This window comes from Frateuria aurantia DSM 6220 (assembly GCF_000242255.2).
Lineage (GTDB): Bacteria > Pseudomonadota > Gammaproteobacteria > Xanthomonadales > Rhodanobacteraceae > Frateuria > Frateuria aurantia.
This window is the reverse complement of sequence record NC_017033.1, coordinates 3,344,790-3,362,679: the sequence shown is the minus strand read 5'-3', so window position 1 is coordinate 3,362,679 and position 17,890 is coordinate 3,344,790. Positions and strand designations below refer to the sequence as shown.

Annotated in this window: 13 protein-coding genes; 6 read left to right on the top strand and 7 right to left on the bottom strand. The window is 65.8% G+C overall.

Translation table 11 applies throughout. The features are described from left to right. Window positions 1–62: 62 nt before the first annotated feature. A complete protein-coding gene (locus tag FRAAU_RS15265) occupies window positions 63–2,102 on the bottom strand; it encodes a M3 family metallopeptidase (protein ID WP_014404419.1) in 2,040 nt (679 codons plus the stop codon). Between the two features lie 134 nt (window positions 2,103–2,236). Between FRAAU_RS15265 and FRAAU_RS15260 the strand changes: the two genes are divergently transcribed. Continuing rightward, complete coding sequence (locus tag FRAAU_RS15260) at window positions 2,237–2,782, top strand: gamma carbonic anhydrase family protein (RefSeq protein ID WP_014404418.1); 546 nt, start codon at window positions 2,237–2,239, stop codon at window positions 2,780–2,782. A gap of 13 nt (window positions 2,783–2,795) precedes the next feature. Here the strand turns inward: FRAAU_RS15260 and FRAAU_RS15255 are convergent, their stop codons facing one another. Beyond that, the gene (locus tag FRAAU_RS15255; RefSeq protein WP_041271235.1) at window positions 2,796–3,716 is read right to left on the bottom strand and encodes a LysR family transcriptional regulator; all 921 of its coding nucleotides are present in this window, start codon (window positions 3,714–3,716) and stop codon (window positions 2,796–2,798) included. A gap of 124 nt (window positions 3,717–3,840) precedes the next feature. On the opposite strand from FRAAU_RS15255, the gene FRAAU_RS15250 reads away from it, so the two are divergent. Both FRAAU_RS15250 and FRAAU_RS17325 read left to right on the top strand, forming a co-directional pair. After that, entirely contained in the window at window positions 3,841–4,722 is an 882-nt protein-coding gene (locus FRAAU_RS15250; RefSeq protein WP_014404416.1) for a pirin family protein, read from the top strand. Window positions 4,723–4,820: 98 nt separating this feature from the next. Beyond that, entirely contained in the window at window positions 4,821–7,064 is a 2,244-nt protein-coding gene (locus FRAAU_RS17325; protein ID WP_014404415.1) for a glycosyltransferase, read from the top strand. A gap of 76 nt (window positions 7,065–7,140) precedes the next feature. On the opposite strand, the gene FRAAU_RS15240 is transcribed toward FRAAU_RS17325, so the two are convergent. Genes FRAAU_RS15240 through def form a run of 5 tightly spaced genes read right to left on the bottom strand, consistent with a single transcriptional unit; the run spans window position 7,141 to window position 12,596 of the window. After that, entirely contained in the window at window positions 7,141–8,178 is a 1,038-nt protein-coding gene (locus FRAAU_RS15240; RefSeq protein ID WP_014404414.1) for a glycosyltransferase, read from the bottom strand. Further along, window positions 8,175–9,860, bottom strand: a complete 1,686-nt coding sequence (locus tag FRAAU_RS15235) for a glycosyltransferase family 39 protein (protein WP_014404413.1) — start codon at window positions 9,858–9,860, stop codon at window positions 8,175–8,177. The genes FRAAU_RS15240 and FRAAU_RS15235 overlap by 4 nt, the downstream gene beginning before the upstream one ends. After that, on the bottom strand, window positions 9,857–11,155 hold the full coding sequence (gene rsmB / locus FRAAU_RS15230; RefSeq protein WP_014404412.1) for a 16S rRNA (cytosine(967)-C(5))-methyltransferase RsmB: 1,299 nt from the start codon (window positions 11,153–11,155) through the stop codon (window positions 9,857–9,859). Before rsmB ends, FRAAU_RS15235 begins: the two co-directional genes overlap by 4 nt. Beyond that, entirely contained in the window at window positions 11,152–12,093 is a 942-nt protein-coding gene (gene fmt, locus FRAAU_RS15225; RefSeq protein WP_014404411.1) for a methionyl-tRNA formyltransferase, read from the bottom strand. Before fmt ends, rsmB begins: the two co-directional genes overlap by 4 nt. Further along, window positions 12,090–12,596: a peptide deformylase gene (gene def, locus FRAAU_RS15220; protein ID WP_014404410.1), complete on the bottom strand. Its 507-nt coding sequence runs from the start codon at window positions 12,594–12,596 to the stop codon at window positions 12,090–12,092. Before def ends, fmt begins: the two co-directional genes overlap by 4 nt. 243 nt (window positions 12,597–12,839) lie before the next feature. Here def and FRAAU_RS15215 point away from each other — a divergent pair, with 243 nt between their 5' ends. The 3 genes from FRAAU_RS15215 to FRAAU_RS15205 all read left to right on the top strand — a co-directional run bounded on the left by FRAAU_RS15215 (window position 12,840) and on the right by FRAAU_RS15205 (window position 17,890). Continuing rightward, window positions 12,840–13,955 carry a LysM peptidoglycan-binding domain-containing protein gene (locus FRAAU_RS15215; RefSeq protein WP_014404409.1) on the top strand — a complete coding sequence of 372 codons (1,116 nt, stop codon included), beginning with the start codon at window positions 12,840–12,842 and terminating at the stop codon, window positions 13,953–13,955. A 142-nt stretch (window positions 13,956–14,097) separates the two neighbouring features. Then, window positions 14,098–15,234, top strand: a complete 1,137-nt coding sequence (dprA, locus tag FRAAU_RS15210) for a DNA-processing protein DprA (protein WP_014404408.1) — start codon at window positions 14,098–14,100, stop codon at window positions 15,232–15,234. Window positions 15,235–15,349: 115 nt separating this feature from the next. Then, on the top strand, window positions 15,350–17,890 hold the full coding sequence (locus FRAAU_RS15205; protein WP_014404407.1) for a DNA topoisomerase I: 2,541 nt from the start codon (window positions 15,350–15,352) through the stop codon (window positions 17,888–17,890).

The following is a 17,890-nucleotide window of genomic DNA, read 5'->3' as shown; positions in this document are numbered from 1 at the left end:
CCAGTTTAACCGATGTCGAGTCCGGGGGCCGCCAACCGGGGCCCCCGGACGCAGGCGATGGATCAGCTCAGGCCATGGCTGGCCAGCAGCGCCTCAGGCTCCGGAGCCCGCCCGCGGAAGGCGATGAAGCTGTCCAGCGCCGGGCGGCTGGAGCCCACCCCGAGGACTTCGTCACGGAAGCGCTCGCCGGTGGCACGGTCGATCACGCCTTGCTCCTCGAAGGCGGCAAAGGCATCGGCCGACAGCAGCTCGGCCCAAAGATAGCTGTAGTAACCGGCCGCATAGCCGCCTGCGAATACATGGGTGAAACTGTGCGGGAAACGCTGCCAGGCGGGCGGGTGCAGCACGGTCACTTCTTCACGGACCTGGTTCAGCACCTGCAGGACCCGCCCGCCCCGGGCCGGGTCATAGTCCTGGTGCAGCAGGAAATCGAACAGGGCGAATTCCAGCTGGCGGACCAGAAACATGCCTGCATGGAAATGACGGGCAGCGAGCATGCGCTGGAACAGCTCTTCCGGCAGCGGCTCCCCGGTCTGGTAGTGGCGAGCGAACAGGTCCAGGGCCTGCCGGTTCCAGCAGAAATTCTCCATGAACTGGCTGGGCAGTTCCACCGCATCCCATTCGACGCCGCTGATGCCGGCGACCGAAGGCAGTCCGACCCGGGTCAGGATATGGTGCAGGCCATGTCCGAACTCGTGGAACAGGGTGATCACGTCATCATGGGTCAGCAGGGCCGGCCGGCCCTCGGTCGGCGGCGCGAAGTTGCAGGTCAGAAAGGCCACCGGCAACTGGGTCTTGCCGCCATCCTCGAAACGCGAGCGGCAGACATCCATCCAGGCGCCGCCGCGCTTGCCGCTGCGTGCATACAGGTCGACATAGGCACCGGCAATCCGCTGGCCATCGGCATCGAACAGATCGTAATAGCGTGCATCGGGATGCCAGACATCGACACCTTCCCGCAGCTGGAACTGCACGCCGTACAGCTGCTCGACCAGGCCGAACAGGCCGTTCATGACGGCTGGCAGCGGGAAATAGGGCTTCAGCTGTTCCTCGTCCAGCGAATAGCGCTGCTGGCGCAGTTTCTCGGAGGCGTAGCCGACATCCCAGGGCTGCAGATCGGCCAGCCCCAGTTCAAGGGCAAAGGCCTGCAGGCTGGCCAGTTCGCGCTCCGCCACCGGCTTGGCACGGCGGGCCATGTCGCGCAGGAACTCCAGCACGGCGGCCGGCGAAGGCGCCATCTTGGTGGCCAGCGACTCTTCGGCCGCGTTGGCATAGCCCAGCAACTGCGCCGACTCGTGGCGCAGCGTGAGGATCTTCTCGATCCGCTCCGAATTGTCGAATTCGCCAGCGTTCGGGCCCTGATCCGAGGCCCGGGTCTGGTAGGCGCGATAGACTTCGGCGCGCAGCTCGCGATCATCGGCGTAGGTCAGCACGGCCTGCACGCTGGGCTGTTTGAGGGTGACCAGATAGCCTTCCATATCTTTTTCGCGGGCGTACTCGCGCAATACCGCCAAGGCCGAATCGGGCAGGCCGCCGAGCCGGCTGGCATCGGCCAGATGCAGGCTCCAGGCATCGGTGGCATCCAGCACGGCGTTGGCAAACTCGGTGGAGAGTCGTGACAATTCCACGCCGATGTCGCGGTAGCGGCTGCGCTGAGGCTCTTCCAGCGCCACCCCGGACAGCCTGAAGCCGAGCAGGGCATGTTCGACCAGGGCCTGGGCCGGGCGAGCCTGCTGGGCAAAGGCCGGATCGTCGTGCAAGTGCTGCACGGCCTGGTACAGGGCGCGGTTCTGGCCGACCTCGATCGCGTGCTCGGTCAGCTTTTCTTCGGCCGGACCATAGACCTCGCGCAGGGCCGGCGTATCGGCCACCGAATGCAGATGACCGACGGGCGCCCAGGCATGGGACAGGCGCTGCTCAAGGCGCTCCTGCGCCAGCATCAGGCCTTCGAAGTCGCGGGCGCCGTCGGCGGCAGTCAGAGCGTCGATTCCGCTGCGGAAATCCGCCAGGATCGCATCGATGGCCGGAGCCAGGTGCTCGGGGCGGATCTTGGAAAACGCGGGCAGCTCGGCGTCGGACAGCAGCGGGTTGAGTTCGTTCATGTCAGCTCCTTCGGGTACCTGTCAGATGGCGGTGCCTCGCCGTGAATTCAAGCGCGGCCGCCGGTCATGGCCGGGCTCTGGCGATCGGCAAGGAACGGGTATAGTGGCCCGGAAATCCTGTCCGAGGTCGAGTCATGGTGTCAGCGCTACGTTCCCTGCAGGGTATCCGGCCGCGACTGGGCGCCCGGGTCCATGTCGATCCCGCAGCGGTGGTGATCGGCGATGTCGAACTTGCCGACGATGTCTCGATCTGGCCGACCGCCGTACTGCGGGGCGATGTCGGCGCGATCAGGATCGGCCGGGCCAGCAATATCCAGGACGGCGCCATCATCCATGTCACCCACGACGGCCCTTGGTCGCCAGGCGGTGGTGACACCGAGATTGGCGAAGGCGTTACCGTCGGCCACGGGGTGGTGATCCATGCAGCCCGCATCGAGGACCATTGCCTGATCGGGATCCGTGCCACGATTCTGGACGGGGCCATCATCCATCGCCATGCCATCATCGCTGCCGGCAGTCTGGTGCCGCCGGGCAAGGTGGTCGGTGAAGGCGAGTTGTGGATGGGCCAGCCGGCTCGTCGGGTGCGGGCCCTGGAACCGGCCGAGATCGAGCGGCTGCACTATTCGGCTGAACACTATGTGCGGATCAAGGACCGCTACCTGGCCGAGAGCCGCGACTGAGGCCGGGTCCCTTTCAGGCATGGGTCGAAGGACAGGGCGCCTCGGCCAGCGCCGCTGCCATGAAATCCACGAACGCGCGGATCCGCGCGGGCAGCGCCAGACCCTGCAGGTAGACCGCCTGAATGGCGTCACCGGCCATCTCCCAGTCCGGCAGACGGATTTCCCGCAACTGGCCGGCGCGGACGGCCGCATCCGCCAGAAAGGTGGGCAGGGCAGCCAGACCCAGTCCCGCGATGGCCGCATCCAGCAGGACTTCACCACTGTTGGAAACAAATCGCGAAGGCATGCCCGGCGAACGGATGGCACCGGTACGCCGATGACGAAACTGCCAGATATGTCCGGACCGGACATTGCCGTAGGCAAGGCCTTCGTGTTGCGACAGCTCATCGGGCTGACACGGCACGGCATGCTGCTGCAGATAGGCCGGACTGGCGTAGAGACTCCGCGGACTTTCGCCGATCCGCCTGGACTTCAGTCCGCTGTCGTCCAGACGTCCGATGCGGATGGCCATATCATAGCCTTGGCGGGCCAGGTCGACATGCCGGTCATCCAGATCAAGGCGGATCTCCAGTTCCGGGTGCAGGCGCATAAAGCGGCTGACGGCAGGACTGACGTAGCGGATGCCGAAACTCAGGGGCGCGTTGACCTGGATCGGCCCCCGCAGTCCGCCGTCTCGGGAGGCGACCGCGTCGATCAGCGCGTCGACTTGCGGCAACACGGCGCGTGCACGCTCATAGGCCAGCATGCCCGCGTCGGTCGGCACCAGCTGACGCCCGCTGCGGCGGAACAGGCTGACGCCGAGGCTCGCCTCCAGTTGTTTCAGGCGCTTGCTGACCACGGACTTGGCGAGGCGCATGCGTGTGGCGGCGGCTGTCACGCCACCGCCCTCGATGGTGTGGACCAAGGTACTCAGTTCATCCAGGCTGGGGCGCATGGTTTCCATATCGAGAACGGTTGATTCGGAACTACGGGGCTATTTGTCGGCAAATATAGAACTTACACTGCCACTACCGTTCCTGACCACCTGCGAATCGGCCCCTGTTTTCAAGGAGACATCCATGAGCGCTCGTACCCTGGCGGCCCAGCATCCTGCCTATCGTGATGACATCGGTGATCTGGTCACGCGCCGTCCGGTGCCGGCACCGCGGCTGCGGCAGATCGATCCTTTTCTGTTTCTCAACCATCACGGTCCCCAGGTCTACCCGCCGCACAATCGCGGGCTGCCGTTCGGTCCGCACCCGCACCGGGGTTTCGAGACGGTCACCTTCATCCTTGACGGCAGCCTGTCGCACAGCGATACCGGCGGCCACGAGAGCATCATCGAGGCGGGCGGCGTGCAGTGGATGACGGCCGGATCGGGGTTGATCCATGCCGAACTCTCGCCTGAGCATTTCAAGCGCGAGGGCGGCCCGATGGAGATTCTGCAGCTGTGGCTGAATCTTCCGGCGCGGCTGAAGATGACGGCGCCGGCCTATACCGGTCTGCAGCGGGAGGCGATTCCGGCCCTGCCGCTGGCGGACGGTCGGGGCGAGCTGAGCCTGATTGCCGGCGAATGGGAGGGCGTGCAAGGGCCGATCCGTTCGCTGACCGGTGTTTTCATGTCGACGCTGCGACTGCAGGCTGGCGCGGAAATCTGGTTGCCGGCGCCGCGCGGTCGCAGCGTGCTGCTTTATACCGTACGGGGCCGGGTCAAGGTGGCCGGTGTTCCGGTCCAGCCCTGGCAACTGGTGGAGCTCCATGATGATGGTGACCGTCTTCTGATCGAGGCGCTGGACGATGCCGTGCTGCTGTTCGGGCATGCCGATCCGATCGACGAGCCGATGGTGTCGCATGGGCCGTTCGTGATGAACAGCGAGGCCGAGATCCGCACCGCCATCCTGGATTATCAGGCCGGCAAGTTCAACGGCACGGGCCCGCTGCCGGAAGCGGGGGGCGGTTGAGCCGGAGGTTGCCGCTGCAGGGCGAACGGCTGGCGCGTGGTCATGCGTGAAGAGATAAGGCATCCTCGAGCAAGGACGACAAGCCAGGGAAGCCAGCCATGTCTGAACGGCGAGAAGATCCGCTGATCCACCTTCGGCAGATTCCGGGACATGTCGCCTGGTTGCTGGCGGGACTGTTGTGGTTGTGGCTGGGCATGGTCTGGATGCCGGCAGGACCCTCGCTGAATCCCGGCCATGCCTACAATCTGCTGGTTGCCTTGCTGCTGTATGTGCCGGTGCTGATATGGCTGGTGCGCGGCTTTCGCGCCTGGCCACGGTACCTGCGGCAGTCATCGACACTGCGTTTGAGCCTGCTGCTGATGGGCTGGGCCCTGCTCAGTCTGTGCTGGTCCAATGTCGATCACCGGGGGCAGGAGGCCGGGCGCATTCTGAGCGTGCTGTCGCTGATCGTGGCCTGGCTGGTCTGTTTCGGGCGGCATCGAGAGCGGACCATCGAGTTTCTGGACATTGGTGCCGCCGCACTGGCCCTGAGTGCTCTGATGCTGATCGGGATGGCCTGGTCGGCCGGGCATGGTCTGGATCGGCTGGCGGCGATCGGGGTGCTGGGCAATGCCAACAGTGCCGGGGCGGTGATGGGGGCGGCCTGTCTGTGGTTGATGGGGGGGGGCTCGCGCGCGAGCCCGCGGTACGCCTGGCGCTGGGTCGCCGTCACCATCTTGTGGGTCTTTGTCCTGCTCAGCCAGTCCAGATCGACGTTGGCCGGATGGCTGGCCGTGGCCATGCTGACAGGGTTGACGTATTACCGGCATCGGCTGACGCCGCGCCGGTTCGTCATTCTGGGCGGATTGCTGGTGACCGGAGCCCTGCTGGTCTATCTGCTGGGCCAGCGTGGCATGTCACTGCGACCGCAGATCGCGGCCCGGACGTTGCAGATGATCGCGGCGGGTTCCTGGCATGGCCAGGGGCAGGGCAGCCACTTTCTGGTGTACGCCGGTCGGCAGACGCTGACCCACACCCACAATCTGTTTACCCAGACCTTGCTGCAGCTGGGCTGGCCGGGTCTGCTGCTGCTGGTAGCGCTGCTGCTGTCCGCACTCCGCACCGGACTGCGGTGGCGGCATCAGCCGGAGGGCCGAATGCTGCTGCAGACCGGACTCTATGGCCTGGTGGTGACCCAGTTCGATCTGCCCGTGTTGCTGGACAGTCCGCATCCGGTCTGGATCCTGCTGTGGCTGCCGCTGGCCCAGGCGGTACTGCTGGAAACCTGCGGCGGCTTCGTCGCGCCGGCTGGCCGCGGCTTGTCTGCTTGCCGGAAAACCGGCATCGTCAATAGATCGTTGAATGGACGGGAGCAAGCCGCCGGCTCTTCACGGCGGGGCAGCGGGGGAGAGTGCATGAGCGAACAGACGCTGGGTATCTCAGTGGTCGTGACCAATTACAACTATGCAGCATTCGTGACCCAGGCGGTCGATGCGGCCTTGGCACAAAGCCATCCTCCACTGGAGATCGTGGTGGTGGACGACGGTTCCACCGACGACTCGGTGTCATTGCTGCGCGAGCGCTATGCGGGCCATTCGAAGATCATTCTGCTGGCGCAGGCCAACGGCGGGCAGCTGCAGGCCTTCAAGGCGGGCATGGCAAGGGTCCGTGGCGATGTCGTCTGTTTCCTCGATGCCGATGATTACTGGGATGAAGGCTACCTGGCCAAGCTGGCGGCACTTTACGCCGCCCGCCCGGACGTGGACTTTGTTTTTTCCGACATGCAGCTGTCGGGGCGGGTACAGGAGCGGATAGCCTTTGCCGCCGGTCCGGTCGACCTGGGTTATACCGCGATTGCCACCTGGCAGGAGGCGGTATGGTATGGCGCACCCACCTCGGGCTTGTCCCTGCGGACGACTCTGGCCCGTCGATGTCTTGATCTGCCGGCCAGTTTCGATCCGGTGTGGCGACTGGCGGCGGACAATTGCCTGGTCTTCGGTGCCAGCCTGCTGGGAGGGCGCAAATACTATCTGCCCACCGGTGATGTCCATTACCGGGTCCACAGTGAACACAACTGGTGGTTTACCCAGGCACGAGAGCGGCAGTTTCTGCATACGTATCGGTCGCGCTGCTTGATCAACCACTATGCGGCCATCATGCATATGGATGGCTTGACTCTGCGGCTGGCCAAGGCCGAATTCAAATCCAGAGTCGATCCGGACTGGCAGGAGACCCGTCGCTATCTGCGGCTGATATGGAGCAGCGATGATCCTCTGCGGCGGCGCCTGGAGCGATGCACGGGAATGATCGGCGGCTATCTGCGCGGGCGGCGACAGCGCTTGCGGGGCACGGCAAAAGCTTGAAGCGCGCCCGCCGACAGCAGCTGTATCGGCACGGGCGAGCGATGCGGCGGGGTGTGCCGATCCGCGTGCTCCGGGTCTAGGAGCCGGATGGCGCTTCGTGCAAGCTGTCCAGGGCTGCCGCCAGCTGGTGAGGGAACTGCTCGACGGCGGCTTCGTACCATTGCCGGGCCGCTTCGCCCAGTTGTCGCTGTTCCGGCTCTGACATGCGGATGCAGCGCTCGATGGCCGCTTCCATGGACTCTGCCTGGAAATCATGAAGACGGGCCAGTGCCTGGCTGCGACCGGCGACGGTGGCGACCAGCACACCCCGGTCGGGGCCGACCAGCTCATTCATCGGTTCGGCATCGCAGGTGATGGTGACAGCCCCGCAACTCATTGCCTCGGCCAGTGAATGGCCATAGCCCTCGGTCTGCGAGGGGCACAGATGAAAGACGCTGCCGTTCTGCAGCCTGCGCAGTTCCGCTTCCTCGAGATAGTCCCGATACAGCCGGATATTGGCCGGCAGCGGCGGCAGCTGCACGTGTTTGCGGCGCCATACGATATGAAGCATCGGCCATTCAGGATGGCGTGACCACAGTTCGATCAGCGGCAGGGTGCCCTTGTTGCCGCTGCGCCCCGGGCCATGGAAAAAGTCCGGTACGCGCACGATCTCCGGCCGTCGGCAATCCTGGGCGCTGAAGCCGGTCCAGTGCGTCCGGCAGCCCAGTGCCGAGAAAATCTGCTCGGCATGACGGGTCTTGGCCAGAATCAGGTCGACCCGGGCCAGCTCGGGCAGCCATTCGGCATGGAACCATTCCGGGTTGGGCATCAGCACATTGTGGCGGGCCTGTTCGAACAGCTCGGGTCGCAATTGCTCGACAAACAGATTGATGTCATGCCGCGCCGTGCCGGCATGGCCACGGATCCGGTCACGCCAGCGCTGCCAACGGCACTGCCAGCGTTGCAGCCAACGCCGCCGCCGGCCCAGCGAGATATGCTCGACCCGGTGACCGGTGGCTTCCAGAGCCAGTTGCAGTCGTTGCAGGTCCTGACTGATGCCTGCCCCGTTGCTGCGCGCGATCAGGCGGACTGTCCGCTGCGCCGTGGCGGTCGGCGGAGTGCTGGCGCTGCTCATGGCGAGCTGGCAGGCTCACAGCCGGGCCGCACGGCATCGGCCCGGAACAGCCACCAGTCGCGTCGATTGGCATGACCCAGAGCAATGGCATGTTGCGGATCCAGGCAGGGCTGGACGGCTTCGTCCAGCGCGAACAGCCAGCGATGGGCTGGATCGGCCGCCTGCCAGGCGATGCCGCGGCGGAACTGCTCGGCCTCTGGGCGGGAGAATCCGAAATCAGTGGCAGGACGACCCAGCATCAGCAGGTTCTGCTCTTTCCAGGCCACCAGTCCGAGTTGATCTTCGGGCCCCAGCTGGTTGCGTACCTCGGACATCAGTCCGGCGGCCGAACTGGAACTGTTCAGCAGCGGATAACCCCACAGGCCCCACCCGATCCAGATCAGACCCCAGGCCGCCAGCAAGGTCATTTCGGGCCGTTGGCGGCGGCCGAACCAACCGATCAGACCGATGCCCAGACCCAGGCCGATCACCATCCACCACAGGCTGTCGCCGTCCTGGCCGAAGCCGCGTTCGACGCTGAGATGCTGTACGGCGTGGGGGTGTCCCAGCCAGGCATACAGACCGCCGACCGTCAGGATCACCGCGAGCGCGGCGACAAAGGCCTTGCAGCTGCGCCGCATCCAGCGGGTGGCCAGTATCGCTTCCAGATAGGGGCCGCTGATCAGGGCCAGCATAGGCACGGCCGGCATGATGTAGACATCACGCTTGCCCGAAGGGATGCTGAAAAACATCAGCACCAGCAGCAGCCAGCCCAGCGGCAGCAGGATCCGGGCGTCCCGTTCGCGCAGGGCCTGCCACCAGCGTGGCAGGGTGCCGGGGTAGCTCAGCGACAGCGGCAGCCAGTTCAGCAGCACTACCGGCAGGAAGTACCAGACCGGCTGGCGGTGAATCCATGAGTGGGCGTAGCGGTCAGCGGTCTGGTGGAACAGGATGTCATGGACATAGGCGGCATAGGCAGGGTCTCCCCCATGCCGGCGGGCACCCAGCAGCATGGGCACCAGCCACAAGGCCACCGCAGCCAGCACCGCCAGCAGGCCGCCCCACCAGCGCAGCGCCGTGCCGTGCCCGGCAGCCGGCAGGGGCTGAAAGCCAAGCCGTCGTCCCAGCAGCCAGGGCAACAGCAGCAGCAGGGGCAGAAAGCCCACGCCCTTGGTGATGATCCCCAGGCCGGCGCAGAAGCAGCCGAACCACCAGGCCCGCCAGTTCGGGCCCAGCAGCAAATGCCTGAGCATGCCCCAGTTGGCGGCGGTCACGAACAGCATCAACAGCGGATCGATCTGGGCCCGCTTGACCTGGAACATCAGCTGGAAGCACATCAGCATCGCGGCGGCGGCATAGGCGCCGGCCCGTGGATTCCACAGCCGCCGGCCCAGGTCGTAGACCAGCCACAGACATCCCAGCGCCGACAGCAGCGAAGGCAGAAGAAAGGCGATGCGCCAGTGCCCGGTCACCACGTAGCTGGCCGCTTCGGTCCACATCAGCATCGGCGGCTTGTCGGCGTACAGCTCGCTGCCACGGTGCGGGAACAGCCAGTCGCCGCTGCTGACCATCTGCTGGGCGGCCAAGGTATAGCGAGGCTCGTCCGAAGGCCATGGATCCCGAAGGCCGATGCCGGCGCCGATGACGAGCAGGGTATACAGCCAGAACAGCCACCAGCGGCGAGCCGGGCCGCCCGTCGTCATGCGGTCTTTTCCAGCACGGCGTAATACATCCCGTCCAGATCGCCGTCGCCGGGCAGGACTTGCCAGCCGGGGCCGGCGGTTTGTCCGACCGGCAGCTCGATGGCGAGGGCACGGGCTTCCGGACGGGCGGCCAGGAAGGGCTCGACGACGGCCTGGTTTTCGGCCCGCAGCAGCGAGCAGGTGGCATATACCAGGCGCCCGCCCGGAGCCAGCAAGGGCCACAGTGCCGCCAGAATCCGGCCTTGCTGGGCCTGCAGGGCGGCGATGTCGGATGCCCGGCGGTGCAGCCTCACGTCAGCTCTGCGCCGGATCACGCCGGTGGCCGAACACGGTGCATCGATCAGGATCCGCTCATAGGTCCGGCCATCCCACCAGGCGGCCGGCTCGCTCGCATCACCTACGGTCACCCGGGCCTGCAGCTGCAGACGATCCAGGTTCTGCTGGATCCGCAGGGCACGGCCGGCATCGAATTCCAGTGCCGTCATGCCCACCTCGGCGCGCTCCAGCACATGGCAGGTCTTGCCGCCGGGGGCGGCACAGGCATCGAGGACGCGCATGCCGGGATCGGCTTGCAGCAGATCGGCCGCGATCTGGGCGGCGCCATCCTGGACGGCGAAATGACCGGTGGCAAAACCGGGCATGCGGGTCACATCCGTGCTGTGCGGCAGGATCAGCGCGTCGCTCAGCCAAGGGTGCAGCGCGGCCTCGTAGCCGGCATCCTGCAGTGACTGCAGAAAAGCCTCGCGTCCGATCTGTCGGCGATTGACCCGCAGCATCAGCGGAGGCTCGGCGTTGCCGGCCCGGGCGATCCGGTCGGCCTCTGCCGGCCAGTCCTGGCGGAAGGCCTGCAGCAGCCATGCCGGACAGGCCAGACGGGTGGTTTCGTCGGCGTCGAGTCGGGCCAGTCGCTCGACCCGTTCGCGCTGCCAGCGGCGCAGGATGGCATTGACCAGACCGGCATGGCGCGGGCGGTGCAGGCCGCGAACGGCCTGCACGGTGGCAGCGACGGCGGCATAGTCGGGCAGCTGCAGGATTTCCAGCTGGATCAGACCCAGCACCAGCAAGGCATGGACCGTCGGTTCCTTCTGGCGCAAGGACTGCTGCAGCATGGCTTCGACGGCCGCATCAAAACGCAGCCACCAGCGCGTGCCCTCGTTCAGCAGAGCGCTGAGCAGGGCACGATCACGCGGATCGGCCAGTTGCGGTGCGCGTCGCTGGATCACGTCGCGCAGGCTGGCGCCGCGAAGGGCGACTTCGGCCAGTGCGGCGGCGGCCAGTGCTCGGGTGTCTTTCATGAGTTCGGCTGCTTCAGTTCGGGACGGGCATTGAGATAGTCGGCGGCGCTGATCGGCTTGCCGCCAGGTCGCTGCACCGTGGTCAGCCGCAAGACCTGCTCCCCGCAGGCGATATCGATGCCTGCGCGGCTGGCGGCCAGCACCTGGCCGGCCTGATCAGGACGGTGACCTTCGATCACCGTGGCGGCCCAGATCCGCAGCCGTTCGCCGGCGACTTCCGCCTCGGCCACCGGCCAGGGATTGAAGGCCCGGATCTTGTGCTCCAGCACCTGTGCGCTCTGGCTGAAGTCCAGCCGGGCTTCGGCCTTGTCCAGCTTGTGGGCATAGCTGACGCCCGCTTCCGGCTGCGGCGCAGCGGCAGGCAGGCTGCCGTCGGCGAGGCGGCACAGGCCTTCGGCCAGTACGTCGGCACCCAGCAGGGACAGTCGGTCATGCAACTGCCCGCCGGTGTCCTCGGCGGTGATCGGGGTCCGCCGCTGCAGCAGCACCGGGCCGGTATCCAGGCCGGCTTCCATCTGCATCAGGTCGACGCCGGTTTCGGCGTCACCGGCGAGGATCGCGCGCTGGATAGGGGCCGCACCGCGCCAACGGGGCAGCAGGCTGGCATGCACGTTCCAGCAGCCCAGCCGCGGGGTGGCCAGCACCTTGCGGGGCAGGATCAGGCCATAGGCGACCACCACCAACAGGTCTGGCTGCCAGGCCGCCAGCACCGAACGGGCCTCGGTGTCTCGCAGCGAATCGGGCTGTTCCACCGGCAGTCCCGCGGCCAGAGCGGCCTGCTTGACCGGGCTGGGACTCAGCTTGCGGCCTCGCCCGGCCGGCCGGTCCGGCTGGGTGTAGACGGCGACTACCGAATGCCCGCTGGCGATGCAGGCCTGCAGACAGGGAACGGCGAAGTCGGGGGTGCCGGCGAAGACGATGCGCAGGCCAGAACTCACGCGCTGGCCGCCTTGCGCTGCTTTTCCAAGCGCTTGAGCAGGATCGAGCGCTTCAGGCCGGACAGATGGTCGACAAAGACCTTGCCGGCCAGATGATCCATCTCATGCTGGATACAGACTGCCAGCGGTCCGTCGACGTCGACCCGCAGCGGCTTGCCGTCGACGTCGACGGCCTCGACCGTCACGGCCAGGGCACGGGTCACGTCGGCGAAGATGCCGGGGAAGGACAGGCAGCCCTCCTGGTAGACCTGCTCGCCCTCCCGGGCGACGATGCGCGGATTGATCAGCGCCATCGGAGCCTCGCGATCCTCGCTCATGTCGGCGACCAGCACCTGCTGGTGAACATTGACCTGGGTTGCGGCCAGTCCGACGCCATTGGCGGCGTACATGGTCTCGTACATGTCTTCGACCAGCTGGCGCAGATCGGCATCGAAGCGGGTGACCTCGGCGGCCTTGGTCCGCAGCCGGGGATCCGGGAACTGGAGAATGTCTAGCGTCGTCATTGTCTTGTACCTCGTCCGGAACAGCTGCGGGCGGTGGATCGGCAATCCAGGCCACAGACATCGTCCCGACCCGTCTCGGCCGGCGGACCGGGCGGGCATGTCGATTCATGGAGGCCGGCGGCATGCCGGCAGTTGCTGGCGATTATACGCGTGCCCGAGTTCATCGCGATGGCCTGCGGCGGCGGGCCTTGGGCTTGCTACACTGGGGCACATACATGGCCGGAACGTGGCAAGGGGTGGATCGTGAGGAGCAAGCTTATCGGCCTGGCAGCCTGTTGCAGCCTGGCGCTGGCGGCCTTTGCCGTCCAGGCCCAGGCCCAGTTGAAGCACGGCCATCCTGCCAGTTACACGGTGCAGCGCGGCGATACGCTGTGGAGCATCGCGGCCCGCTTTCTGGACAAGCCCTGGCTGTGGCCGGAGTTGTGGCAGCGCAATCCGCAGGTGCAGGATCCGCATCGCATCTATCCGGGTGACACGCTGAGCCTGGAAACCAGTTTCGCCTCGCCGGTGCCGCAGTTGCGGCTGGAACCGGGGATTCGCACCGAGGCGGCGCCGATTCCGGCAATTCCGCTGGATGAGCTGCAGACCTTTCTCAAGGATGTCCGCATCGATGACATCGAGACGGTAAGGCATGCGGCGTACGTGGTGGCGCTGGAGCAGCAGCACATGGGTGCAAGCGCGGGTGAAAAACTGTACGTTCGGGGTTTGCAGACTCTGCCGGGGCAACATTGGGCCATCGTCAGGCCAACGCATCTGATTCGCGGCTTCGACCAAGACGCATCCGGCCGCGTCCATTCCAAGAAGGGACACCCCTTGGACGCCGATGCGCGGATGGTACGAACCGATTGGAGTGAGGATGCCCGCGAGGACGGGCATCTGCTTCGCGGCCGGGAAGTGGGAGTGGAGCTGGATGTGGTCGGCACCGCGGAAGCCTTGGCTGGCGGTGATCCGGCTTCGTTGCTGCTGCAGTCATCGAGTGAGGAAGTGGTCCCCGGCGATCGCGTGATCCCCGTGGACAATATGGCTTACGATCCGGTGTATTACCCGCACCCCGCACGTCAGGCGATACCGGGCGCCCAGGTGATCGCGCTCAGCGACGCGCTGGCGGCGGTGGGGCGCAACCAGGTGGTGGCGATCTCGATAGGCCGTCTGGACGGGGCCGACAATGGTCAGACCTGGAGCGTATTCCATCCGGGGGCGCGGATCCACGACCCGGTGCGTGGCGGCAGTATCACTTTGCCGCGGGAGTTCAGCGGGCATTTGATGATTTTCCGCACCTTTGCTCATGTCAGCTACGCCCTCATCATGGATGGCACGGCACCCATCACCCTGAACGACGAACTGCAGCCGCCGGAATAGACCGCTGACAGGCATCAGGCCTCAGTCGCGTGATGCCCGGCCGCCTGACCGGATGTCCGTGTCCCGCCGGCGGCCGGCCAGGTGCTGAACGGGCCGGACCCGGCCTATGGATCATTGCCGGAGGCGACTCTAGACTGCCGGCATGACGACGCCGGCAGATCGACGATACGGATGGCTGCTTCTGTTGCGGACCCCGGGATTGGGGGCGGCGGCCCTGCGCCGGCAACTGCAGCTGGATGGCAGTGTCGAGCAGGCCTTGCAGACGATCACCGCGAGAGCTACTGGCGAAGCCGGGCAGTGGCTGCGGCATCCGGACCCGGCCCTGCTGGGGGCGGACCTGGCCTGGCTGGCCGAGCCTGGCCACCATCTGCTGTGCTGGGGCGAGCCGGATTATCCCCCGCAATTGCTCCACCTGGATGATGCCCCGGCGGCGTTGTTCGTGGCGGGCGATCCCTCGCTGCTGCTGCGCCCCCAGATCGCCGTGGTCGGAGCTCGCGGGGCCTCGGCTGCCGGTCGCGGTCATGCCCGTCGTTTCGCCGCCGAGCTGGCGCGCCGCGGTTTCGTGGTGACCAGCGGATTGGCTGAAGGCATCGACGGTGAGGCTCATCTTGCAGCGCTGGACGCAGGCGGTGCCAGTCTGGCCGTGATCGGCACCGGTGCAGATCGGGTCTATCCGGCCAGCCATCACGCACTGGCCCGGCGCCTGGCAGAGACCGGGGCCGTGGTCAGCGAACTGGTGCCGGGAACGCCGGCACGGCCGTGGCACTTCCCTCGCCGCAATCGCCTGATCGCCGGTCTCAGCCTGGCCACGGTGGTCATCGAGGCGGGTCTGCAGTCGGGCTCCCTGATCACCGCACGGCTGGCGGCGGAGCAGGGGCGTGAGGTCTTCGCGCTGCCCGGTTCGATCGATCACCCGCTGGCGCGGGGCTGCCATCGCCTGATTCGTGAAGGCGCCCGGTTGGTGGAAGCGCCGGAAGAGGTGGCCGAGGCGATGGCTGGTCCGGCCGCGGCCATGGGGACGGTCCTGCTTGAACGGCTGGCGATCGAGACGCCAGCCGTGGTGGCCGGGGATCGTGTGGCGGTTGGCGAAGGCTGGCGCGCCGATCCTGAATATGTCGACTTGCTGCATGCATTGGGACATGATCCGACTCCGCTGGAGGCGCTGGTCGAACGGACCGGGCAACCGGTGTCGGCCGTGTCATCGATGTTGTTGATGCTGGAACTGGAAGGGCTGGTTGAAAGCCTGTCCGGCGCGCGCTATCAGCGTCTGGAAGACTGAATCTTCCATGTCGGCGCGCGAAATTTGCTTGACATGGCCAAGGCCGACATGCTTCCAACTATATATAGAGCAAAGAAGGCGCCCGCTTCGGCGTCGTAGCGGAATTCACTCCAAGATGGCAAAGAACCTGCTTATCGTCGAGTCGCCGGCCAAGGCGAAGACGATCAACAAATACCTCGGCAAGGACTTCCATGTCCTGGCGTCCTATGGCCATGTGCGGGATCTCAAGCCGAAAGAGGGCGCGGTGGATCCCGACCATGACTTCGCCATGGCCTACGAGATCATCGAGCGGAATGAAAAACATGTCGATGCCATCGCCAAGGCGGCCAGGCAGGCCGACGACATCTATCTGGCGACCGACTTGGATCGCGAGGGTGAAGCGATCTCCTGGCATATCAGCGAGATTCTCCGTGAGCGCGGTCTGACCGAAGGCAAGCAGCTGCATCGGGTGGTGTTTTCCGAGATTACCCAGAAGGCGATCAAAGCGGCGGTGGCCGAGCCCCGCGAACTGTCGCTGGATATGGTCGATGCCCAGCAGGCCCGGCGTGCTCTGGATTATCTGGTGGGTTTCAATCTTTCGCCTGTCTTGTGGCGCAAGGTGCAGCGCGGTCTGTCCGCCGGTCGCGTGCAATCGCCCGCGCTGCGGATGATTGTCGAGCGCGAGGAAGAGATCGAAGCCTTCGTTCCGCGCGAATACTGGAGCGTCGATGCTGACCTGCAGCATGCCGGAGGTGATTTCAAGGCCAGGCTGACCCGGCTCTACGGCAAGCGTTTCGAGCAGTTCGACCTGACCAACGAAGCTGATGCGATGACGGCGCGCAGCCGTCTGATCGCGGCGGCTGGCGGCCAGCTCAGTGTGACCGATGTCGGCAGCAAGGAGCGCAAGCGCCGGCCGGCCCCCCCGTTCACCACCTCCACTCTGCAGCAGGAAGCAGCGCGCAAGTTGGGCTTCTCCACCAGCCGCACGATGCGGGTGGCCCAGGGTCTGTACGAAGGCGTCAGCCTGGGCAGCGAGGGCAGCGTCGGTCTGATCACCTATATGCGTACCGATGCCACCGCCTTGTCGGAGGATGCCGTGGCGGAGCTGCGCCAGCTGATCGCGCGGGACTTCGGGGCCGAGTCTGTGCCTGCTGCCGTTCAGGTCTACAAGGCCAAGTCGAAGAATGCCCAGGAGGCGCATGAGGCGATCCGTCCGACCTCGGCACTGCGGACTCCGCGCACCATTGCGGCGTTCCTGAATGACGATCAGCGCAAACTCTACGAGCTGATCTGGAAGCGTACCGTCGCCTGCCAGATGGTCCATGCCACTTTGAATACGGTGTCGGTCGACTTCGCCCTGCCGCAGACCGAAGGTGGCGATGCGGGGTTCCGTGCTACCGGAACCACGGTGGTGAGCCCGGGCTTTCTGGCCGTGTACGAGGAAGGTCGTGATCAGCGCTCCGCCGAGGATGACGATGAAGGTCGCCGCCTGCCGCGTCTGCAGGTCGGTGACAGCGTACCGTTGCGCGATATCCTGGCCGACCAGCACTTCACCGAGCCGCCGCCGCGTTATTCCGAGGCCAGCCTGGTCAAGGCGCTGGAAGAGTACGGCATCGGTCGCCCTTCGACTTATGCCAGCATCATCCAGGTACTGCTGAACCGCGAGTACGTGCTGCTGGACAGCCGTCGCTTCAAGCCGACCGATGTCGGCCGCGCGGTCGGCAAGTTCCTGACCCAGCATTTCAGCCGCTATGTCGATTACGACTTCACGGCCCATCTGGAAGACGAGCTGGATGCGGTCAGCCGTGGCGAAGAGGCCTGGGTGCCGCTGATGCAGCGCTTCTGGCAGCCGTTCAAGCAGCAGGTCGACGAAAAGACCGAAACCGTCGACCGCAGCGAGGCCAGCGGCGCCCGCGAACTGGGTTTCGATCCGAAGAGCGGCAAGCCGGTGTCGGTGCGGCTGGGCCGTTTCGGACCCTATGCTGCGATCGGGACCAAGGATGACGAGGAAAAGCCGCAGTTCGCCAGTCTGCGTCCGGGCCAGAGCATGCACACGCTGAGCCTGGAAGAAGCGCTGGAACTGTTCAAGCTGCCGCGCAAGCTGGGCCAGGCCGAAAATGGCGACGAAGTCAGCGTCGGCGTCGGTCGCTTCGGACCCTTCGTCAAGCAGGGGGCGGTCTATGCCTCGCTGAAGGCGGAAGATGATCCGTATACCATCGAACTGCCACGCGCCTTGCAGATCGTCGAGGAAAAGCTGCTGCTGATCGCCAATCGCACCATCAAGGATTTCGGCAACGGCATCCAGGTTCTGAATGGCCGCTACGGTCCCTACATCACCGATGGCGACAAGAATGCCAAGATTCCCAAGGATCAGGAGCCGGCCGAACTGACTCTGGAGCAGTGTCAGGAGCTGCTGGCGGCGGCTCCGGCGAAGAAGGCGCGTGGCGGTCGTGCTGCGACCAAGAAGGCTGCGGTCAAGAAAACGGCGGTGAAAAAAACCGCAGTAAAAAAAGCCGCCACCAAGTCGGCGACGACCAAGGCTGCCGCCACGAAAAAGGCCGCAGTGAAGAAGACGGCGGTCAAGAAAGCGGCAGTGAAGAAGACGGCGACCAGGAAGGCGGCGACCAAGACGGCGCCGAAGACCAAGCCTGAAGCGGCCACCGGGCCGCAGGACTGA